Raw genomic sequence first — 19,774 nt, forward strand, 5'->3', positions numbered from 1 at the left:
AGGACGAGTAGCCGCTCGCGCATCAGGGCCTACGCGATCGCACCCATATCCTTTTGGTGTACATTAGCGTATTTGAATATACGGCGGTCCTAATGGACCGCCTCGGCCGGCGCCTGTTCAGGCAATCTCCCAACAGGAGTGGCGTCGGCCACCCGCCAGCCAAAGTGTCATGCCAAAATGCATGAAAGAGCCCGTTCCCTGACCGGAAACGGGCTCTCTATCGGGACCTGCAAGAATGCCGCCTTCTCCGGAACCCCCGCTGGTCGGAGATGGCAGACTCATCCCGACGCGGCGTGGTCAGAACGCCGTCTGCCTATCGAACTCCTTCCATGCCGAAATGTTCCATTAGCAATCGCTTGAAGGCCTTGGCGCAGACCAGCCCGGCTATGAATCCAGGAACAAATGCCATCGGCGACGGTTTCCCAAACGAAGGGACCGCAACGACGAATGCGGAACAATGCTTGAACTTCTGGACCTAGAACTGGCCAATGCCCGGCAGCGTTTGAACCGGGCCGAATGCGCGCTGGAACGTGCCGAACAAATGCTCGAAGCAGACAACGGCGTCAGCATCAACCTCGCGCTCTGCTGCCGGATACGATCCGCGCAACGGTGCGTCGCCGAAGCAAGAGAGCGCCTCGCAAAGATCAAACCGCGAAGACCAGGCCGCGATATTCAGTCGGTGCTTTGAAGCCGGCCGCTTGAAGCCGGCCGCCGAACGCAGCCTGTCAGGTCGCGACCTCGGAGATTGGCATTTCCTCTCCCGCCATGAAATGGGGGAGAGGTGGCTCGGCGAAGCCGAGGCGGAGTGGGGGCCAGCGCCGCCCGATGCGATTGCGCGCCCAACACGCCGACGCTGCCTGAACGACGGCGGCCTGAGCATGCTCATCCACCTCCAACACCACCCCAAGCGCGGCCACCTGGTGACCCGAACCGGATTGGCCGGGCGATGGCAGTGCATGGCGAGGACGATGAGGCGGAAGAGGCGCTGGAGGTGAATATCGACCCGACGCTGGAGCGACAATGCGGCCACCCGTGGCGATCGTCTAACAGCTTCCGAAGTGTGGCCGGCCGTCGCCGGCGCGCTCCTTGAGCGATATGAACACTCTATGTGCTTCTGCTCTTCGCCGTGGTCATCGTGGTGATCTACCTGGCCGGCACTTGGAACACGTCCGATACCGACCACTATATGGGCTTCGAAAATCTGCGCCGGCCGCGCAAGAAGAACGCCCGGGCGAAGACAAGCCCGGCCGGGAACGATAGGCACCTCGACAGCGCGCTTCGACGTCAGGTCGCCACCTGGCCCCCGGCACGATACTGTGGCGCGCAGCGCCCCAGTCAGCGCTTTCCCGACAGCCGATCGTAATTGTGCCGGACGCGCTTGGCCACAGGCTTCAGCGCCGCTGCCGTGGCATCGCTTGCCGCCCTGCCGTCCAACAGCGACGGGCTTTTGCCGGCAAGAACATCCGGCCAGAAGCTGAGCGCGGCCTTGAGCGTCGCCGACTGTACGGCGAAAACCCCTTCGGCCGTCGCAAGCGCCTTTTCCTGCAGCGCCATCATCGCCTCCCGCCCATTGGGCGCGCCGCTCACCGCATCGAGCGCCATCAACGGCAGCCGCATGCCGACGACCGCCGGCGCCAGCAAAAGATCGCTGCCGGAGTGCTTTCTGCGTTTCCTGGGGGCCGGCATGATGATCTCGCTGCGGGTTGAGGGCGATCAGTAAGCCCCAGCGGCAGGTTTGGTTCCCGCCGGGTCGCTTGCGCGTGCGCCTGGCCAATTGGCGCGACGAGCCGGTCGGCCCGCGTGAGCAGGCCATGGACAGGTCTCGTTCGCCACCCGGCATTTTTGCGACGCTCGTCCCCTGGCTGATGCTGAACCACGTAAAGGCACGAACGACCATCCGGTTTTGGAGCGCTCAGCGCGCTGCGGATCGCCCCAATTGTTTTGTGCGGAAAGCCGCGAGCGCCTTTCGTGGCGGCGAGTCAAGCTTCGGGTCTAGATAGGTATACTAACCACGATACGACTGATAAATCTTGAGTTCACGGTATCCGTCTAGGGCGCTCACAGTGGCAACGGTAGAAGATCTTAAGCAACTATTTCAACTTCAGAGTGAGACACTCGCGACAGAATTCAAGTCATGGCTCGATCTCAACGTTCCAGCGGGGCGGGCACCGCTTGCCAAGGCCGCTATTGCACTAGCGAATAACGGCGGCGGCAGCATTGTCATGGGTATGCGCGAAGCCAACAACGCTCCAATTGGTTCCTATCCTCGCCCAGCTGAAATTCAACGGTACACCGCTGACGCTGTGAACGCAGCAGTAAATAAATATGCAGATCCTCAAATCCACTGTGACCTTGTCTATTTGAACCACCCCGTATCCGGATACGAGCATGCGATCGTGGTTGTCCCGGGCGGCCAGACCGTTCCAGTAATGGCGGTGAAGGGCACCGATGGAGAAATCCTTGCTCAAAAAGTCTACATCCGGAAACCGGGTCCCAAAAGCGAGGAGCCGTTTACGGCTGAGGAGTGGAGAACACTGCTCGATAGATGTGTGCGTGCCAATCGAGACAGCTTGCTCGAAGCGATAAGGGGTATCGTACAGGGCCACTCTTTAGATTCGCTGGCGCAGGCGCAAATTGACGAACTGCTTAAGTTCACTGAAGTCTCGCGTGACAGTTGGAATACGCGTCTAGAACCGCTGTCCAAGGATGATCCAGCGCGCTTCCCCCTTGGTCATTACGAGCAATCGTTTCAGATCTTGGGTGTCGAAGCTGCGCCGGATCTTAGGTCTCTGCTAAGCAGTCTTCGAAGCGCGGGCGAGATCAGATTGACAAGCTGGGGTCCGTTTGTGTTGCTGGAACGGAGGCCAATTGGGCCGGTTCCAATTGGTGACGCGATTGAGGCTTGGGTTGGTGACCCTCGCGAAGAACGCAGGGATGGCAGGCACTGTGATTTCTGGCGAGCCCGGCCGGATGGCTTTCTTTATGAAGTTCGATCTTACGATGAGGATTTCACCGAGAAGGCTGAGCCGGGCACGTCTATCGATCTAACAATCCCGGTTTGGCGCATTGGTGAGACACTTCTCTATGTAGCGCGCTTGGCAAAATTGTTTGGCCAAGATCCTGAAATTTCGGTGCGAATTCAGTACAATGGCTTGAAAGGTCGGCGGATGTCGGCCTTGTTTGATTGGCGTTACCTTAGCTATGATCGCGAGTGCTTTGTCGATACGGTGAAAATGCAAGGGCAAGCACGAGCGTCAGTAATCGAGGATAACCTCGCAGAAGTGATGTTTCCATTACTCAAGCCGCTTTACGACGCATTCGACTTCGCGCCCTTGTCGCCAAGCATGATCAGTGAAGAGATCGCGAAGTTTAGGAACAATCGTTATTGAAGTCCGCACTGGTGGGGGTGAAAATGGTGCCTCCATATTTCCTAGGTAAGACCGCACATCCCTGCCTACCCCCCAGCCAACCGCGGCAGCAGAAAAATCTCCGCGTCCTTTGGCAGCTCCTTACTCCACGTATCGCGATAGATCGTCCCATCGATCGCTACCGCAATCCCGCGATCAATCCATGGCTCGATGCCGGGATACTGTTCCGCAAGCTTGCGGAACAGCTCCCTGATGTCCTTGGCCTCGATGTCGTGCTTGGCTTTGCCTCCGGCGACGGCGCTGAGCGAGCCCCAGAGGGTGACTTCGACCATCGCCGCTAGCCTCGGTTCAGCCTTCCCGCTCCGCGTCGAGCGCCGCGAGAATGCGCGGCGGCGACATCGGGATGTGGGTCATACGCACGCCGACCGCATTCGACACCGCGTTTGCGATCGCCGCCAGCGGCGGCACGATCGAGGTTTCGCCAACGCCGCGCACGCCATAGGGGTGGTTGGGGTTGGGGATTTCCAGGATCTGCGTGTCGATCATCGGCAGGTCGGAGCATACCGGGATGCGGTAGTCGAGGAAGCCCGCATTCTGCAGCCGCCCGTCCTTGCCGTAGATGTATTCCTCGTTGAGCGCCCAGCCGATGCCTTGCGCAGCACCCCCCTGGTACTGGCCCTCGACATAGGTCGGGTGCACCGCCTTGCCGGCATCCTGCACCACCGTGTAGCGGATCACCTTGGTGAAGCCCGTCTCGGGGTCGACCTCGATGTCGCAGATATGGGTGGCGAAGGAGACGCCGGCGCCGTCGGCGACGAGCTCGCTATGGCCGGCGATCGGCCCGCCGGTCGTGCCCGATTTGGCTGCGATGTCCTTGAGCGACAGCGGCGAGAGGTTGCCGTATTTCTCGCCCTTGGCGATGGCATGGCCCTTTTCCCAGTGTACGTCCTCGACCGGGATGTCCCACATCTGCGCGGCGCGATCGCGCAGGATCAGAATAGCATTGCGCGCGGCCGAGATCGTCGCCATCGAGGAGGAGAAGGTGCCGCGGCTGCCGTCGGTCATGTCGTTGTAACCCAGCGAAGACGTGTCGGCGACGATCGCCTTGACCTGGGAATAGTCGATGCCGAGCTCCTCCGCCGCCACCAGCGACAGCGACGCGCGCGAGCCGCCGACGTCGACCGTGCCGACGGCCAGCGACACTGAGCCGTCCATGCCGATGTTGAGGTCCGTGCAGGTCTGGCCGCCGAAATTGAACCAGAAGCCGCAGGCCATGCCGCGTCCCTGGTTCGCCTTGAGCGGCGCCTTCATGTGCGGATGCTTCTTCACCGCCTCCAGCGTCGGCCCGATGCCGATCGGGCCGTAGACCGGGCCGTAGGAGGCGCGGGTGCCTTCCTGCGCGGCGTTCTTGATGCGGAAGTCCACCGCGTCCATGCCGAGCTCGCGGGCGAGCTCGTCGATCGAGCTTTCCACCGCGAAGGCCGCCATCGGCGCCGAGGGCGCGCGATAGGCCGCAGTCTTGGGCCGGTTGACCAGCACTTCGTAGCCGACCGTCTTGACGTTTTCGAGCTTGTAGCAGGCAAACGCCGTCATCGCGCCGATCTCGGCCCAGGAGCCGGCATAGGGGCCGCAGCTATAGCGCAGCGTCGCTTCCGCGGCGGTGATGGTGCCGTCCTTGCGGGCGCCGATCTTGACGTCGATCGAGGTGGCGCTGGTCGGGCCTGAGGCGCGGAACACCTCGTCGCGGGTCATCACCAGCTTCACCGGGCGGCCGGCCTTGCGCGACAGGGCCAGCGCCACCGGCTCGGCCCAGACATGGGTCTTGCCGCCGAAGCCGCCGCCGATTTCCGACGAGGTGACGCGCAGCTTCGAGGCTTCCAGCCCAAGCAGCTGGGCGCAATGCTGGCGGTAGACGAAGTGGCCTTGCGTGCACACCCACAGATCCGCCGTGCCGTCCGCGTTGACGCTCGCCACGCAGGCATGCGGCTCGATATAGCCCTGATGCGTCTGCTCGGTCTTGAACGAGCGCTCGACGATGAAATCGGCCTGGGCAAAACCCTTGTGCACGTCGCCATGGCCGAACTGCGTGCGCTTGGTCACGTTGGAGGGTTTTACCGGCCTTTCCTCGAGGCCCTCGGTGAATATGGCGTCGTTGATCAGCGGCGCGTGATGCTGCGCTGCCTCATCGACATCGGTGACATGCGGCAGCACCTCGTAGTCGACCTCGATCAGCTTCAGCGCCTGGCGGGCGGTGCGCGCGTCGATCGCCGCCACCGCGGCCACCGCATGGCCGTCATAGAGCGCCTTCTTGCGCGCCATCGAGTTGTCGAGGATGTCGTACATGGCGGCATCGCCATCGGTGAGGTCGGGCAGGTCCTTCGCCGTGATCACCGCCTTCACGCCGGCGAGCTTTTCCGCCTTCGAGGTGTCGATCTTCCTGATCACCGCATGCGCGTGCGGGCTGCGCAGGATCCGGCCGACCAACTGTCCGGCCATGTTGAAGTCGGCGCCATAGCGGGCACGTCCGGTCACCTTGTCGACGCCGTCGGGGCGGATCGGGCGCGTGCCGACGGAGGAGAAATTGCGTCCCGAGTAGCGCGGATCGAAATTCATCTTCAGGCTCCCTTCATCACTTCGGCCGCGTCCTGGACGGCGCGCACGATCTTGTCATAGCCGGTGCAGCGGCACAGGTTCCCCGCCAGGCCGAAGCGGATTTCCTCCTCGGTGGGCGAGGGGTTCTTGGCCAGCAGGTCCTTCGCCGCAATCAGGAAGCCGGGCGTGCAGATGCCGCATTGCAGGGCCGCATGCTCCAGAAACTTCTGCTGCAGCGGATGCAGCTGGTCGCCATGCGCCATGCCTTCGATGGTCTCGACCTTGCGGCCTTCGGCTTCCGCGCCCAGCACCAGGCAGGAGCAGACCAGCCTTCCGTCGACGATGACGCTGCAGGCGCCGCAGTCGCCGGTGCCGCAGCCTTCCTTGGCGCCGGTCAGCCCCAGCCGGTCGCGCAGCACTTCCAGCAGCGTCTCGTCGGGCTGGCACAGATATTCGACGGCGTCGCCGTTGATCGTGGTTGATACAGCTACACCAGCCATTATTTGCCTCCCGCACGCTTGTAGGCGGTAGCGGCGGCGCGTCTCGCCAGCACGCCCGCGACTTTCCGTCTGAATTCGATGGTGCCGCGCTTGTCGTCGATCGGACGGCAGGCGCCGGCGCAGATCTTGGCCAGCCGCTCCAGCGTCGCCTCGTCGAGCTTCGAGCCGATCAGCACTTGCCCAGCCTCCTCGACCAGGAGCACGGTCGGCGCCGCGGCGCCGAGCGTCACGCGCGCGGTCTTGATCGCGCCCTTGTCGTCCAGCGTCAGGTTGACGCCGGCGCTCACCACCGCGATGTCCATCTCGGTGCGCGGAATGAAGCGCAGATAGGCGTCGCCCGCGTGCTCTGGCCGCTTGTCGAGCAGGATTGCCTCGATGATCTCGCCCTTGGCGAGAGACGTGCGGCCCGGTCCGGTCGGCACGGCTTCCACGGCAATGGTGCGCTTGCCCGAAGGCCCGGCGACAATCGCCCTGGCGCCGGCCGCCACCAGTGCCGGCACGCTGTCGGCGGCGGGCGAGGCGTTGCAGAGATTGCCGGTGATGGTGCAGCGTCCCTGCACCTGCTTGGAGCCGATCAGGTTGGCCGCCTCGACCACGCCCGGCCATGCCTTGCGAAGCGCCTTGTCCTCGCCCAGCACCGCGCAGGGCACGGCGGCGCCGATCTTGAAGCCGTCAGCCGTTTCGGTGATGTCGCTCAAGCTGCCGATCGCCTTGATGTCGACGATCAACTCGGGCTCGATGAAGCCGCCCTTCATCCTCACCAGGAGGTCGCTGCCCCCGGCCAGGATCGCGGCCGGGCCTACCGCCCTGGCGAGCTCGCCAACGGCATCTTCGATTGAAAGCGGACGTATGTAACGCATCGTCTCCCCTTGGTGGTCATAATCGGATCGCCCGTTATAAAGTGTCTGTTTATAATGACCATCCCGTTCGTGCATTGCACCATCCAAGTCAGGCAGGTTGGCCCTAATTCCTGGCCCAATTTTCCGAGCCTGGGTGCCGGGACCACTCGTTTGCGTTGAGCCGGCCGTCCGCGCCACCTCAGAGGGAGCTTCGAATTCAGTGACCAGCACCGGTCAGGTTGGTAGCGAGGATCTGGTCCGCCGCGCGGTGGCCGCCTTCAATTCCGGCGACCACGCTCAGGCGATGGATCTGTGCGAGCTTGGCCTGAAGCGGCACCCGGGCGATCCCGCGCTTTGCCATCTTCTGGCGGCCGTATTGTTCGCCAAAGCGGACCTGCCGGCGGCCCGGGCTCGCATCGAGGCGAGCCTCGCCACACGTCCGGACAATGTTCCCGCCTTGATCCTGGCAGGCAGGATTGCGCGGGCCGAAGGCCGGTTCGAAGCGGCGTTGCGGTTCCTGGATCACGCCGCGAGGCGGTCGTCCCAGGCGGAAATCCTTCTCGAGCGGGCACGCACCTTCGATCAGGCGGGCGATGCTTCGGCCGCGCGCGCGTCCTGGGCACAGGTCCTGCAAAGCGATCCGAAATCCGTGGAGGCGATAGCGCGCCTCGGACGCCTGGCGTGGCAACGCGGCGCGCCCGCCGAGGCGGAAGGTTTTCTCGAACGCGCCGTCGCCGGCGGCGGGCATCCGGCGCAATGGTTCGACCTCGGGCTGGTGCGCCAGGACATGCGCAAGTTCGAAGCCGCCGCCGAGGCCTATCGGCATGTGCTGGAGATGAGCCCGGAAGCCGCGGAAGCGGCGGTCAATCTGGGCGTCGTCCTGCAGGAGACGGGCGACCTCGACGGGGCGATGGCGGCCTATTCGCAAGCCTATCGCCTCGACCCATCCACCTTCGGCGTCATCGCCATGGCGCTCACCTCCGCGCCAAGCGGCCGGCTCTGGCTCGATGAGGAAGGGCTGCGTCGCTCACTAGAGCAATTCCAGGAAAAGTGCGCAGCGGTTTTCCGTCCGGAATTGCGTAAAAACAAAGAGATAGAGCGGTTCGGCGATTCAAAGGCTGAACCGCTCTAGCCGGCGGAGCGCCCGCGCCTGGCGCGGAACCGCTTGCGGTAGACGCCCGGCGTTGACAGGACATTCGCGACCGTTTGCGCATAGGCGGCCTGCCGGTTTTCGTCGAACACTTCGTATTCCAGTTGCGGCGCCGCCCGCGGAACCGCGAAGCATTGCGCGACCGGAGTTCCCTTGCCGAGCACGCCCGAGAATTCGGGCTCCTTCCAGATCGCCGGGAAATTGATGCCGCCATCGCTGAACCGGTCCGAATCCACTAGGCCCGTCACCAGCCTGAAGGGAAGGTCCTCGCGATTGACCGGGTGCGTCGCATAGAGCGACCAGCCATCCTCGACCTCGATGGTCCAGAAGCTGTTGAATTTGAGCGCGGCCTGGCCGGGCCTGGCGAACGGGCTGCCGGCAAGCTGCCCCGGCGTGTGGAAGCTCAGCGGCGCGCGCGGGTGGTTCCCGGTGGCGGGTTCCGGGATATTCCAGTCCCAGGAAAATTTGCCCCGGTCGACGATGACGTCGCAAGGCAGCAGGATCATGAAGCCGTAGGTCATCGCGTCGACCACCGGCGGGCATTGCTTCAGCGTGCGAATGTCGCGGCCGTGGATCGCCGAATAGGCGGTGGCGGGCATCGCGCGCAGCCAGTCCGGCAGCGCGCCGCGCGCCGGCACCGGGCGCGGCAAATGTTCCGCCAGCATCGGATCACATCGAAAAATCACACGCATCGCCGCCTCCCGGCATTGCGATACCATGCCTGCCCGCCGTGCTCCAAGCGGCGCCTGGCCAATCTGCCGCCCGCTCCGGCGTCCGCAGCCCGGCGACGACGGCGCTGTGCCGGATTGCGACGCCCGACGGCCGCCGAAAGCGCGCGTAGGAAATCATGCATCGGCCCGAAGCGCTATTCAAGAAAGTCCCGGCGCCCGTTTGATAATGTCGCGGCCGGTGCTCCAGGATGGCTCCTGGCAAAATGTGCGTAAGAGGGCGGCTCAAGAAGAATGGCCAGGAAGTTCGCATTTCTCCTTGTGCGCGATTTCACGCTGTCGCCGCTGTCGCTGTTCATCGACACGCTGCGGCTGGCGGGCGATGAGGGCGACCGCAGTCGCCGGGTCGAGTTCGACTGGCAGATCGTCGGCGAGCGCGGCCTGCCGATCCGGGCGAGCTGCGGCGTCGAATTGCTGCCGACCAGGGCGATCGGCAATCCGGAGGATTTCGACAATGTCGTCGTGGTCGGCGGCCTGCTCGACACCAACCGCAAGCTGAGTTCGGAAAAAGAGGCGTTCCTGCTGCGCGCGGCCGACAAGGGCGTGCCGCTCACCGCGCTCTGCACCGGCAGCTTCGTGCTCGCGCGCTACGGCCTGCTCGACGGCTACAGCGCCGCCGTCAGCTGGTTCCACATCAAGGATTTTCGCGCCGAATTCCCCGATGTGAACGCCCATGCCGACAGCCTCTATTCGGTCGACCGCAGCCGCGCCACCTGCGCCGGCGGCACCGGCGCCGCCGATCTCGCCGGCTATTTCGTGTCGCAGTTCATCGGCCAGAAGGCGGCAGAAAAGGCTGCCAAGATCCTGGTGCTCGATCGCATCCGCAACATCAGGGACGTGCAGCCGGTCGGCGACCTGTTTCCCGAAGCCGCGAGCCGCGCGGTGAAGCGGGCGCTGCTTCTGATGGAAAGCAATCTGCAGGAGAAGGTCTCGGTCACCGAGATCGCCAGCCGGCTGAATTGCTCGCGCCGCCAGCTCGAGCGTCTTTTCGCCACCGAACTGGGTACCAGCCCGATGGCCGCCTATCTGTCGCTGCGCGTGCACTACGCCAAGTCGCTGCTGGAAGGCAGCGACCTGCAGATAGGCGACATCGCCTATCGCTGCGGCTTCGAAAACGCCGGCCATTTCAGCCGTGTCTTCCGCCAGCACACCGGCATCACGCCGACCAATCTGAGGCACCCGAACCGCGTGGCTGCAGCCGCCGTGAAAGGATAGCGGCCGGCGACGGCCGTGGTCGCCTCGCACCCGGCCTCGCCGATTGCGCTGGCGCGCGAACGATTGCTTCCGGGTCGAGCGGCAGGTCGGCTCGTCGAGCAAAAAGCACCTGCGGCTCCAAGACAAGGCGCGCGCCAGCGCGATGCGCTGCTGGCCGCCCGACAATTGCGAGGGCGGTGGCCTAAATTCGATTCAGCCAGAGGGGCGGCCTAGCTGTCGAAGAGGCGAAGCCGCGAAAAAAGTGCGTCTTTCACTGAAGCATGAATCGATTCCGGAAATCCTTTCGGTAGCGACGCCTCGAGCTTGGTGATCGCAGCCTCGGCCATGGCCCTGATGTCCTCGATTGCGCCGGCCACGATGAGCTTCGAGAGCTTGGCCGCTTCTCCGGTCTGGACAAAATGGCGCGGTTGAATCTCGTCGATCCGATAGTGGCTGCCCCGGCCGACCGACATTGCGAGCTTCATCTGCCTGCGTCGGATCTGTCCTGCGGCGAGGCCGGGTTGTGCCGTCAGAATGTCGTAGAAAGGGGTAAGATGAAACCGTCCGCCCGACCCCAGGAAGATGCTGAAGTTCTTGGCGTGCCCATCGGTTGCGCCGATTAGCCAGAAAAGGATTTGCGCCTTTAAGACGGCTGCTTGATCGGCTGCCGGCGTATCGCTGGCCCTGAGAAGATTCAGGAGCGCTTCGATACCAGGGCCGCCTTCGCTTTGGTACTTGCGCGACGGCGGCACCGAGAGTGCTTGGCAACAATCCTCTTGCGGGATGCGTAACAACCGGCCGTCCGATGTCCAGCGGCGGTCGAAACGTTCGACCACCAGCGCTTTGGTGATCCCAAAGATTTCGATGTGAGCCGCGTTGACGGGCAGGCCGAAGGCTTCGAACAGCTTCAGGCAATAGAATTCGTTCTCGACGCTATTCGACATATCGATGCCATCCGGCAATTTGCCGATCTGTGGCTTGAGCAGATGCGTCGTCGGCGTTGTGCCGTGCGGCTTGAGCCACGTGCCCTGATGCCGAAGCAGTGCCGTCTTTTCTTGCGCGCCTGCTACCGATATCCGAAAATCGTCATCGCGATCGAGCCCGAGCGGTGCTTGCGCAAGGTTGCGAAGCAGCTTTTCGATATCATCGTCATCGACGGTTTCGCCCTCGAAAGCGCCGGTCGTATCGTTCTCGTCGTCGCCGGCGAGAAACTGCAGCGCGCCGACGCAATCCCGTCCGATCGCAGCGAGCAGATTGTAGGCGTCGGTTCCACCAGCACCAACCTTCTCCGCAACGCGGCGGCGCAACGCCTCGGAGTCGGGAAGAAGGTTTTCAAAGACAGCCGTAACCGCTTCGCCGCGATAGGCGGTTTCGCGCAAGGGCAAGGAAAGCGAGACGGGAATCGCGGGTTCCCAACTCAGCCAATTGTCGTCGTACCTGAACCCTATTGCCCCGCTCGGCTCCATCGTCAGGTAGCCAACCGGACGGTTGTTCAAGAGAACACGCAGCGGCTCGTGGCGACGGCGGCGTGGCATTAGAACAGGTCTTCGATATCAGAAATTCTTGCCGCAGAACGGGGAGCGATGCGCAACTCCAGATCGAAGGCGGTCAGCAATGCCAAGATGGTTTCGATTTTTGTCGCCGGGTTGCCCGTTTCGATAAGTGAAATGGTCTCTTGGCGCAGCCCCGCTCTCTCGCCAAGTTGTGTTTGATTCCAGCCGCGCCGCTTACGCTCGCGCTGGATGATATTGCCGATTTGCATGGGATTTCGTGCGAACTCTATCATGCTCATATTATGGTCTAATTCCGATAAAATTGCAATATCGGATTTAGCGCATAAGGAAACTTATCGGAATTGGACCATAAAGCGGATTTATGTGAATTGGCGCATAAGTGGATTTCGCGGGCCGCGCACCCCCTACCGCTCCCTGAACGCCCGCGCGAACGAGTCCATCATCGGGCGTACCAGATATTCGAAGAAAGTCCGGTTGCCGGTGCTGATGAAGGTGTCGACCGGGGTGCCGGGATAAAGCTGTTCGGCCTTCACGCCGGGGGGCAGGGCCTCGGCGATCTTCAGCCTGGCGCGGAAATAGGGTTCGTGGGTGGCCTCGTCGATCAGCCGGTCGGCGGAGATCTCGCTCACCGTGGCCGGGACTTCCGGCGTCAGGCGCGTGTTGAGCGCGGAGAGCCTGAGCTTTGCCGGCTGCCCGACATGCACCTGGTCGATGTCCTTCGGCCGGAGCCTGGCGTCCACCACCAGGCCCGATGACGTGGGCAGGATTTCCATGATCTTTTCGCCGGGCGCGACCACGCTGCCTTGCGAATTGTAGGTCGAAGACACGACGATGCCCGCCGCCGGCGCGGTGATCGTCGTGCGCGTAAGCACCGCTTGCGCCGCGCGCATCTGCTCCTCGATATCGGCGAGGTTGGTGCGCACATCGTCGAGCTTGGTCAGCGCTTCCTCGACGCGCTGCGTGGTGGCGCGTTCGGTCTGCGCCTCGGCCTCAACGATCTGCGTGTTGGCCGAGTCGAGGTCTGCCTCCAGCGCGCCGGCCTGGCCGACGAGGTCGGCCTCCGAGCGCAGCAGCTGCGAATATTCGGTGCGGTTGGTGAGGCCCTTGTCGAGCAGGTCGGTCTTGATGCCGAGCTCCTTCTTCACCACCTCGGCCTGCTGCTCGATTGCCGCCTTTTGCGCGTTCAAGCCTTTGACCGACTCGCGATGCATGGCGACGCGCTGCGCCAGGATCGACTGCTCCGTGCGGAAGCGCGCAAGCCTGGCGTCGAATTCCTTCTGCTGTTCGCGGATCAGGTTTTCGAACTCCTGCTGGAACGGCGCGGGGGCGGGCTCGGCGATCGGCGCCAGCCTGCCCAGCCCGTCGCGCTCGGCCTCCAGCCGCGCGGCACTGGCCTTCAGCGCGATCCACTGCCGGGTCAGCCGGTTGAGATCGGCCTCCGGGGCGGTGCGGTCGAGCAGGATGACCTCCTGGCCTTCGCGCACGCGGTCGCCTTCATGCACCAGCAACTGCCTGATGATGCCGCCCTCGCGATGCTGGATGAGGATGTTGCCGCCGGTCGCCGCGATCGTGCCTTGCGTGATCACCGCGCCGGCCAGCGGCGCTTTGGCCGCCCAATAGCCGAAGCCGCCGACCAGAAGTGCGATCGCCGCGTAGCCGGCGAAGGCGGTGCGCCGGAAGTCGGTGCGGGGCCGGCCTTCGAAGGTGAGGCTCTGTGTCATCGTCTAGGACCCGTGCCGGATGGTCTGCGAGGCGCGGATGATCGGCGCGAACGATCCCGTCACCACGGTGTTGCGCTGCGCGCCTTTGCCCTTATCGACAGTTGACTGCCGCAACACCTCGGCGCTCGGCCCGAACGCTTCGATGACGCCGCCGCGCAAAACCATCACGCGGTCGCAGGCGGCGGCAAGCGAAGGGCGATGCGTTATCACGATCGTCGTTACGCCCGCGGCGCGTGCGGCCGCGAGCACCGCTTCGAGCGCCGCTTCGCCGGCGCCGTCGAGATGCGTGCTGGGCTCGTCCAGAACCAGGATGCGCGGATTGCCGTAGAAGGCGCGCGCCAGTCCGATCCGCTGCCGCTCGCCGCCCGACAGCGTGCCGGTGATCGCGGTCTGGTAGCCGTCGCGCAGCGCCAGGATCAGCTCATGCGCCTCGGCGCGCCTTGCCGCCCCCACGATTGCCGAATCGTCGGCATGCGCATCGAAGCGGGCGATATTTTCACTGACCGAGCCGGGGAAAAGCTCCACCTCCTGCGCCAGATAGCCGACATGCCGGCCGAGCTGGGTTTCGTCCCAGGTCCTGAGCTCGGCGCCGTCGATCCTGACCGAACCGCCGCTCGGCTGCGCTGCCCCGACAAGCAGCCGCGCCAACGTCGATTTGCCGGCGCCGCTCGGACCGACGATCGCCACCGCTTCGCCGGCGCCGATTGCGAAACTCAGCCGCTTCAGGATCGGCTCGGCGCCGAAGGCGGCGTTCGCCGCGACGAAGAAAAGATCCTGCGCCGCAATCGCGCCGGCCGGGTCGGGCAGGGTAAGCTTGCGCGCCTCTCCCGGCTGCGCCGACAGCGCGGTTCCCAGCCGCGTCCATGCGCGCCTGGCCTCGACGATCTGCCGCCAGGAACCGATCAGCTGGTCGAGCGGCTGCAACGCGCGCGACGACACCAGCGAGGAGGCGAAGATCATGCCGGCCGTCATCTGGCCCTTGAGCACCAGCCAGGCGCCGGCGCCGAGGATCGCCAATTGCAGCATCATGCGCAGCGCCCTGGAAACGCCGCTGAAGATCGCGTTGGCGCTGGCCGAACGATCATGCAGGACAAGCGCTTCTGCCACATGCCGGCCCCATACGCGCGCGGCGTTTTCCACCATGCCCATGGCGCGCAGCGTCTCGGCATTACGGGCAAAGGCCTGCTCGGCCCGGCTGGCCAAAGCCGAACGCTCAGCCGAGCGCGCATCGTTCCTGCCGATGGCAAGCTGGTTGGCCACGACCAGCACGACGAGCAGCACCACGCCGCCGAGCGTCACCCAGAACAGCACCGGATGGATCAGGTAGAGCAGGCCAAGGAAGACCGGTGCGAAGGGCAGGTCGAACAGCACCGAAACGCCGCGCGAACGGATGAAGGCGCAGACCGAGGCGAGGTCGGTGAGTGGCGACGGCGCATTCCTGTCGCCGAGCGAAGCCGCGAAAACCCTCGCGCCCAACCTGTCGTTGACCGTAGCCGCGATGCGCTGGGTGTAGACGGCGCGGATGGCGTCAAGGAAGCCGAGGAAGCCAAGCGCCGCGATCGCGATGACCGACAGATAGACCAGCGTCTCGACGCTGGAGGAGGGGAGCACCCGGTCATAGACTTGGAGCAGGTAAAGCGGGATCACCAGCAGCAACAGGTTGATGAGCAGCGAGAACAGGCTGACATCGGCGAAGGCGCGGCCGAACACCCTGCGCAGGGAAACGGGCCGCGGACTGGTCGGAGCACGCTCTCGCGACATCGCCCCGGCCGCCTAGGCTGTGTGCTCGCCCGTGACGTTCAAATGGCTTTGCTGCACTTCGTTCAGCGTGTAGGCGTGGATATAGTCGATCTTCATCTCGGCCGGTGTGGCGAGATGGTCCGGCGGCGCGCCGGCCTGGCCGCCGACCGCAAGGTCGACCAGCATGTACATCGGCTTGTTCATGTCGGACGGCGTCGCCGCTTCCGCGACCTGCACGCCGTCATAGGTCCAGACCAGCTTGTCCGGCGTCCACAGGAGGCCATACGTGTGGAAGCCGGCGGTGTCCATGACGTTCACCGTGGATCCCACCGTCGTGTGCTGGCCCGTCTGGTTGGTGTGCGCGGTCACCAACAGCGAATTCGGCTTCTGTCCGTACATTTCCATGACGTCGAGCTCCGGCGGCCACGAGCCGTCCTCCGGCAGCAGCCAGAAGGCCGGCCAGGCGCCGGCGTGTTCGGGCAGGTCGGCCTTCATTTCGAAATAGCCATAGGTCTGCGAGAACGAGTCATGCGTGGTCAGGATGCCGGAGGTGTATTCGTAATTGTTGATCAGCGGCTTTATCTCGGCCGGCGCCTGCGCCGCGGTGATGCTGAGGACCCCGTTCTGGACGCTGAACGGATGCACCGAGCTGGTCGGGCCGTAATTGGCATCGATGTACCACTGCAGCTCGCCATTGCGGGTGAGCGTGCTGCCGTTCGGCGCGCCCCACCAGAAGTTGGTGTCCCAGGTGCCGCCCTGGCTGCTGTGAAGGTTCAGCGTGTTGAACTCGTCGCTGAACGACAGCGTCATGCCGGACTTGTCGATCGGCAGCTGGAAATTGTTGGGCTGCAATCTGTCGATCGTGGTGTTCTTGAATTCGAGGATTTCGCTCGATCCGAGGTTCAGCACCACATTCGGTCCCGCCTGGATCATGGCGTCGTGGACGGCGGCGAACGACGTGAATCCGTAGCCATCGAGCCGCACGGCATCGTTCGAGGCGAAATTGACGATCGAGTCGCTGCCGTTGCCCTTCGCGATGATGAAAGTGTCGGCACCGCCGCCGCCATCGATCAGCACATCGTTGCCCGCGCCACCGTCCAGGGTCTGGCCGCCCGCCGTGGCGGTGATGATGTTGTCCAGCGTATTGCCGAAGGCATAGTTGTGGGCGTTGGTGACGACCAGGTTTTCGACATTGCTCGGCAGCGTATAGCTCATCCATGTGTTGATCGTGTCGATACCCTCGCCAGGGTTCTCGACCACCTTGTTGCCCGCCGAATAGAGGTAATAGATGTCGTCGCCGGCGCCGCCATACATGGTGACGTTGACGCCGCTGGTGGCCCAGATGGAGTCGTTGCCTGAAGTGCCGTTGAACGTCCCGGGCGAGGACGCCGAAAGCCAATGGTTGGAAGCGCCGCTATAGTAAAGAGGAACGCCTATCGCGTTGACGACGAAGCTCATCGGACACTCCTTCCTTGGTGGCGCCAGGCTTTCAGGCCAACCTGCAAGCCGGCCTATGGTTCCAAGGATTCGCGTCACAGTACAGATAAAAAATTACCGCTCATCGATTAATGTTTAGAAATAAACATAATAAGGGGTTTCTAATACAATCTAGGCGCGATAATTACACCCTGAACTACTCAATTTTACTCAATATCGCAAAGATCATGCTGAAATATTGGACAAGATGCTGCGAGTGGGCTGCAATTTGACCCGCGCGGCGGCGTGCCATGAGCGAGGAGCCGAGTCGCCACAAGCGCGACGGTGGACATTCGAGCCGGAATGCTATTTCGCTTTATCCGCCTCTGGTGGGAAGCACGTGATGCGCGTTGAATTTCACGGGTTGCTATTCGAGCTTCCTCAAGGACGGGAAGACATAACCGACGACTTGGATGACAAGTGGCCGCCTACATTGGCCGGCTCCTAAGGTGTCGGCGCACTCCAGTTCTCGATAGCCCGTTGCAAAAGTGGCGAACCTCCCAATGTCACCATCGGCGACTTGCGCGGGATGCTCACCAGTTTCGGTGCAAGCTTGCCCGCCGGGCAAAAAATTTGACAGCCTTTGTCGGATCGGCCGTAGCCCGCCCGTCCTTGGGGCATCGATCAACGAAACCAGAGAGGAAATCGAGACATGCCGAGCACTATCCACCTGCATCGCGTCCTGGCGACCAAGCCGGAGAAGGTCTACCGCGCGTTCACCGAGGCCGATGCGCTGGTGAAGTGGCTGCCCCCGAACGGCTTCACCTGCACGGTCGACCATCTGGAAGCGAAGGTCGGCGGCACCTTCAAGATGTCCTTCCGCAACTTCACCACCGGCGACAGCCACGCCTTCGGCGGCGAGTATGTCGAGCTCGTTCCCAATGAAAGCCTGCGCTACACCGACCGCTTCGACGACCCCAACCTGCCGGGCCAGATCGAAGTGACGGTAACGCTGAAGAAGGTTTCGGTCGGCACCGAGATCAACATCACCCAGGCCGGCATCCCTGACGCCATCCCCGCCGAAGCCTGCTATCTCGGCTGGCAGGAATCGCTGCGCAACCTGGCGAAGCTCGTCGAGCCGGAGATCAACCAGTAGGTCTACAAGCGCGGCGGCCGGCTTATCCGGCCGCCAAATCGGGGCCGGATGGCTGCAGGTGTCGAGGCTACCTCGACACCTTGTCGCTGGAACGAACATTGGAGATTGGAAGTATGGCGCTCAAGCGGATGGACAACGTGGGTATCGTCGTCGAGGACCTCGGCCGGGCGGTTGATTTCTTTCGCGAACTCGGCCTCGAGCTCGAAGGGCGGGCGACGATCGAAGGCGAATGGGCCGGACGTGTCACTGGCCTGGGCGATCAGCACGTCGAGGTCGCCATGATGCGCACACCGGACGGCCACAGCCGACTCGAGCTCTCCACCTTCCTCAGCCCGGCGGTCGTTGCGGATCACCGCGACGCTCCGGTCAACGCGCTCGGCTACCTCCGCGTCATGTTCACCGTAGACGACGTCGACGAGACGCTCGCAAGGCTCCGCAAGCACGGCGCCGAGCTCGTCGGCGAAGTCGTCCAGTACAAGGATGCCTATCGGCTCTGCTACATCCGTGGACCCGAAGGGCTCCTCTTCGGACTCGCCCAGGAACTCAGCTGACATTTTCGCGAGCGGCGGTCTAGCGAGCGGCGATCGTTGCCGGCGCCGCCTTACCCAAGGTAAGTAAAATTTCACCAAGCGCTGTTACAAGCCGCTGCCATGGATCGCAACAAGAACAACGACCTCTTTGTCCTGATGGCGGCGCTCGCCGCCATCGCGATCTACAACATCGCCTGCGGCATCGAGACAGGCGAAGTCCGCGGCAAGTTGCATTGGGTCGCCCTGGCGGACGATCCGACACGATTTTGGAACATCGTGGTCGGCAATTCGATTGTCCTGGTGGCTTCGATTGCCTTTCTGTGGGTTCTTTGGGTGCTCAATTCGCGCAGACCCGGATGATCCGAGGCGGCGCTTCCTTATCTCACACCGCCCTTGTGATGCCGCCGTCGACGCGGATGTTCTGCCCGGTGATGTAGGCGGCCCCTTCCGAGGCGAGGAACGAGATTGTCGCGGCGATCTCTTCCGACGTGCCGTAGCGCTTCATCGGGACGCTGCCGCGCCGCTCTTCGGTCGCCGGCAGGCTGTCGATCCAGCCGGGCAGCACATTGTTCATGCGGATGTTGTCGGCGGCATAGGTGTCGGCGAAGATCTTGGTGTAGGCGGCAAGCCCGGCGCGCGCCACGGCCGAGGTCGGGAACATCGCGCTCGGCTCGAACGCCCAGGCGGTCGAGATGTTGATGATGACGCCCGATCTTTGGCTTTGCATAACCGGCGTCACCAGCCGGGTCGGGCGCACGGCGTTGAGGAAATAGGTGTCGATGCCCTTGTGCCAGTCCTCGTCGCTGATCTCGATAATCTGCGCGCGCGGCCCGTGGCCGGCACTGTTGACCAGCACGTCAATGCGCCCCCAGCGCGCAATCGCGCCGTCGGTGAGGCGCTTCAGATCGTCGTTCGACTGGTTGGAGCCGGTGACTCCGAAGCCGCCGAGTTCCTTGCCCAGCGCCTCGCCCTTGCCGGAGGAGGACAGCACGCCGACCTTGAACCCGTCCGCCGCCAGCCGCTTCGCCGCCGCGGCCCCCATGCCGCTGCCGCCCGCCGTCACCAGAGCTACTTTTTCACCTGCCATGTCGCTGTCCACTCGCTGGAATTGTTGAAAGCGCCTCTGTTAGCATGGACCGGGCAGGGCACGAACGGGTTTGGATTGCGCCAACGAGGGCTGGTGATTGGCGAAAGCCGCGGAACTGCCGATCTCCCCCCTTGCGGGGGAGATGGTCGGCAGACCAGAGGGGGGTGCTGTCCCGCCGACATATTGGCATTTATCCATGCCTCCAACTACCGGTAGGCTGGCATCCAAGCATTGCCCGC

The 19,774-nt window shown here is 63.5% G+C and carries 19 protein-coding genes; 7 read left to right on the plus strand and 12 right to left on the minus strand.

The annotated features are described in order from the left end of the window. The first annotated feature begins 457 nt into the window (after positions 1–457). Positions 458–688: a hypothetical protein gene (locus ACWGS9_RS05125; protein ID WP_454504198.1), complete on the plus strand. Its 231-nt coding sequence runs from the start codon at positions 458–460 to the stop codon at positions 686–688. A gap of 647 nt (positions 689–1,335) precedes the next feature. On the opposite strand, the gene ACWGS9_RS05130 is transcribed toward ACWGS9_RS05125, so the two are convergent. Next, positions 1,336–1,686, minus strand: coding sequence for a hypothetical protein (locus ACWGS9_RS05130; protein ID WP_454504199.1), 351 nt, complete (start codon positions 1,684–1,686; stop codon positions 1,336–1,338). Between the two features lie 377 nt (positions 1,687–2,063). On the opposite strand from ACWGS9_RS05130, the gene ACWGS9_RS05135 reads away from it, so the two are divergent. Then, positions 2,064–3,389 (plus strand): AlbA family DNA-binding domain-containing protein, encoded by a 1,326-nt coding sequence (locus ACWGS9_RS05135; protein WP_454504200.1) that lies wholly within the window; start codon positions 2,064–2,066, stop codon positions 3,387–3,389. A gap of 65 nt (positions 3,390–3,454) precedes the next feature. Here ACWGS9_RS05135 and ACWGS9_RS05140 read toward each other — a convergent pair whose 3' ends face one another. The 4 genes from ACWGS9_RS05140 to ACWGS9_RS05155 are packed head-to-tail and all read right to left on the minus strand — an operon-like array spanning position 3,455 to position 7,320. Further along, on the minus strand, positions 3,455–3,700 hold the full coding sequence (locus tag ACWGS9_RS05140) for a MoaD/ThiS family protein (RefSeq protein ID WP_041001561.1): 246 nt from the start codon (positions 3,698–3,700) through the stop codon (positions 3,455–3,457). Between the two features lie 16 nt (positions 3,701–3,716). Continuing rightward, complete coding sequence (locus ACWGS9_RS05145) at positions 3,717–5,981, minus strand: xanthine dehydrogenase family protein molybdopterin-binding subunit (RefSeq protein ID WP_454504201.1); 2,265 nt, start codon at positions 5,979–5,981, stop codon at positions 3,717–3,719. A gap of 2 nt (positions 5,982–5,983) precedes the next feature. After that, complete coding sequence (locus tag ACWGS9_RS05150; protein WP_127865144.1) at positions 5,984–6,460, minus strand: (2Fe-2S)-binding protein; 477 nt, start codon at positions 6,458–6,460, stop codon at positions 5,984–5,986. Further along, entirely contained in the window at positions 6,460–7,320 is an 861-nt protein-coding gene (locus ACWGS9_RS05155; RefSeq protein ID WP_454504202.1) for an FAD binding domain-containing protein, read from the minus strand. The genes ACWGS9_RS05150 and ACWGS9_RS05155 overlap by 1 nt, the downstream gene beginning before the upstream one ends. Before the next feature lie 199 nt (positions 7,321–7,519). Between ACWGS9_RS05155 and ACWGS9_RS05160 the strand changes: the two genes are divergently transcribed. Then, positions 7,520–8,431 (plus strand): tetratricopeptide repeat protein, encoded by a 912-nt coding sequence (locus ACWGS9_RS05160; protein WP_454504203.1) that lies wholly within the window; start codon positions 7,520–7,522, stop codon positions 8,429–8,431. On the opposite strand, the gene ACWGS9_RS05165 is transcribed toward ACWGS9_RS05160, so the two are convergent. After that, positions 8,428–9,141 carry a hypothetical protein gene (locus ACWGS9_RS05165; protein WP_454504204.1) on the minus strand — a complete coding sequence of 238 codons (714 nt, stop codon included), beginning with the start codon at positions 9,139–9,141 and terminating at the stop codon, positions 8,428–8,430. The two genes, ACWGS9_RS05160 and ACWGS9_RS05165, sit on opposite strands and share 4 nt — an antisense overlap. A 270-nt stretch (positions 9,142–9,411) precedes the next feature. Here ACWGS9_RS05165 and ACWGS9_RS05170 point away from each other — a divergent pair, with 270 nt between their 5' ends. Next, the gene (locus ACWGS9_RS05170) at positions 9,412–10,392 is read left to right on the plus strand and encodes a GlxA family transcriptional regulator (RefSeq protein WP_454504205.1); all 981 of its coding nucleotides are present in this window, start codon (positions 9,412–9,414) and stop codon (positions 10,390–10,392) included. Positions 10,393–10,601: 209 nt separating this feature from the next. On the opposite strand, the gene ACWGS9_RS05175 is transcribed toward ACWGS9_RS05170, so the two are convergent. The 5 genes from ACWGS9_RS05175 to eglC all read right to left on the minus strand — a co-directional run bounded on the left by ACWGS9_RS05175 (position 10,602) and on the right by eglC (position 16,804). Continuing rightward, on the minus strand, positions 10,602–11,867 hold the full coding sequence (locus ACWGS9_RS05175; RefSeq protein ID WP_454504206.1) for a type II toxin-antitoxin system HipA family toxin: 1,266 nt from the start codon (positions 11,865–11,867) through the stop codon (positions 10,602–10,604). Between the two features lie 38 nt (positions 11,868–11,905). Next, entirely contained in the window at positions 11,906–12,133 is a 228-nt protein-coding gene (locus ACWGS9_RS05180; protein ID WP_454504207.1) for a helix-turn-helix transcriptional regulator, read from the minus strand. A 156-nt stretch (positions 12,134–12,289) separates the two neighbouring features. Then, a complete protein-coding gene (locus ACWGS9_RS05185) occupies positions 12,290–13,606 on the minus strand; it encodes an HlyD family type I secretion periplasmic adaptor subunit (protein ID WP_454504208.1) in 1,317 nt (438 codons plus the stop codon). 3 nt (positions 13,607–13,609) lie between these two features. After that, entirely contained in the window at positions 13,610–15,367 is a 1,758-nt protein-coding gene (locus ACWGS9_RS05190; RefSeq protein WP_454504209.1) for a type I secretion system permease/ATPase, read from the minus strand. Between the two features lie 12 nt (positions 15,368–15,379). Then, positions 15,380–16,804, minus strand: coding sequence for an endo-1,3-1,4-beta-glycanase EglC (eglC, locus tag ACWGS9_RS05195; protein ID WP_454504210.1), 1,425 nt, complete (start codon positions 16,802–16,804; stop codon positions 15,380–15,382). Positions 16,805–17,474: 670 nt separating this feature from the next. On the opposite strand from eglC, the gene ACWGS9_RS05200 reads away from it, so the two are divergent. The 3 genes from ACWGS9_RS05200 (at position 17,475) to ACWGS9_RS05210 (ending at position 18,808) form a co-directional block, all read left to right on the plus strand. Then, on the plus strand, positions 17,475–17,918 hold the full coding sequence (locus ACWGS9_RS05200) for an SRPBCC family protein (protein ID WP_454504211.1): 444 nt from the start codon (positions 17,475–17,477) through the stop codon (positions 17,916–17,918). A 113-nt stretch (positions 17,919–18,031) separates the two neighbouring features. Then, the gene (locus ACWGS9_RS05205) at positions 18,032–18,469 is read left to right on the plus strand and encodes a VOC family protein (protein ID WP_454504212.1); all 438 of its coding nucleotides are present in this window, start codon (positions 18,032–18,034) and stop codon (positions 18,467–18,469) included. A gap of 99 nt (positions 18,470–18,568) precedes the next feature. Beyond that, on the plus strand, positions 18,569–18,808 hold the full coding sequence (locus ACWGS9_RS05210) for a hypothetical protein (RefSeq protein ID WP_454504213.1): 240 nt from the start codon (positions 18,569–18,571) through the stop codon (positions 18,806–18,808). A 22-nt stretch (positions 18,809–18,830) separates the two neighbouring features. Here ACWGS9_RS05210 and ACWGS9_RS05215 read toward each other — a convergent pair whose 3' ends face one another. After that, positions 18,831–19,535, minus strand: coding sequence for an SDR family oxidoreductase (locus ACWGS9_RS05215; protein ID WP_454504214.1), 705 nt, complete (start codon positions 19,533–19,535; stop codon positions 18,831–18,833). Positions 19,536–19,774: the final 239 nt, after the last annotated feature.

It is taken from the genome of Mesorhizobium sp. Arg314, assembly GCF_053714275.1.

What these genes read in the sequence shown, in the direction of transcription:
- ACWGS9_RS05125 (WP_454504198.1), top strand. Translation starts at nt 458, where the DNA reads ATGCTTGAACTTCTGGACCTAGAACTGGCCAATGCCCGGCAGCGTTTG.
- ACWGS9_RS05130 (WP_454504199.1), bottom strand. Translation starts at nt 1,686, where the DNA reads ATGCCGGCCCCCAGGAAACGCAGAAAGCACTCCGGCAGCGATCTTTTG.
- ACWGS9_RS05140 (WP_041001561.1), bottom strand. Translation starts at nt 3,700, where the DNA reads ATGGTCGAAGTCACCCTCTGGGGCTCGCTCAGCGCCGTCGCCGGAGGC.
- ACWGS9_RS05145 (WP_454504201.1), bottom strand. Translation starts at nt 5,981, where the DNA reads ATGAATTTCGATCCGCGCTACTCGGGACGCAATTTCTCCTCCGTCGGC.
- ACWGS9_RS05150 (WP_127865144.1), bottom strand. Translation starts at nt 6,460, where the DNA reads ATGGCTGGTGTAGCTGTATCAACCACGATCAACGGCGACGCCGTCGAA.
- ACWGS9_RS05155 (WP_454504202.1), bottom strand. Translation starts at nt 7,320, where the DNA reads ATGCGTTACATACGTCCGCTTTCAATCGAAGATGCCGTTGGCGAGCTC.
- ACWGS9_RS05165 (WP_454504204.1), bottom strand. Translation starts at nt 9,141, where the DNA reads ATGCGTGTGATTTTTCGATGTGATCCGATGCTGGCGGAACATTTGCCG.
- ACWGS9_RS05170 (WP_454504205.1), top strand. Translation starts at nt 9,412, where the DNA reads ATGGCCAGGAAGTTCGCATTTCTCCTTGTGCGCGATTTCACGCTGTCG.
- ACWGS9_RS05180 (WP_454504207.1), bottom strand. Translation starts at nt 12,133, where the DNA reads ATGCAAATCGGCAATATCATCCAGCGCGAGCGTAAGCGGCGCGGCTGG.
- ACWGS9_RS05185 (WP_454504208.1), bottom strand. Translation starts at nt 13,606, where the DNA reads ATGACACAGAGCCTCACCTTCGAAGGCCGGCCCCGCACCGACTTCCGG.
- ACWGS9_RS05190 (WP_454504209.1), bottom strand. Translation starts at nt 15,367, where the DNA reads ATGTCGCGAGAGCGTGCTCCGACCAGTCCGCGGCCCGTTTCCCTGCGC.
- eglC (WP_454504210.1), bottom strand. Translation starts at nt 16,804, where the DNA reads ATGAGCTTCGTCGTCAACGCGATAGGCGTTCCTCTTTACTATAGCGGC.
- ACWGS9_RS05200 (WP_454504211.1), top strand. Translation starts at nt 17,475, where the DNA reads ATGCCGAGCACTATCCACCTGCATCGCGTCCTGGCGACCAAGCCGGAG.
- ACWGS9_RS05205 (WP_454504212.1), top strand. Translation starts at nt 18,032, where the DNA reads ATGGCGCTCAAGCGGATGGACAACGTGGGTATCGTCGTCGAGGACCTC.
- ACWGS9_RS05210 (WP_454504213.1), top strand. Translation starts at nt 18,569, where the DNA reads ATGGATCGCAACAAGAACAACGACCTCTTTGTCCTGATGGCGGCGCTC.
- ACWGS9_RS05215 (WP_454504214.1), bottom strand. Translation starts at nt 19,535, where the DNA reads ATGGCAGGTGAAAAAGTAGCTCTGGTGACGGCGGGCGGCAGCGGCATG.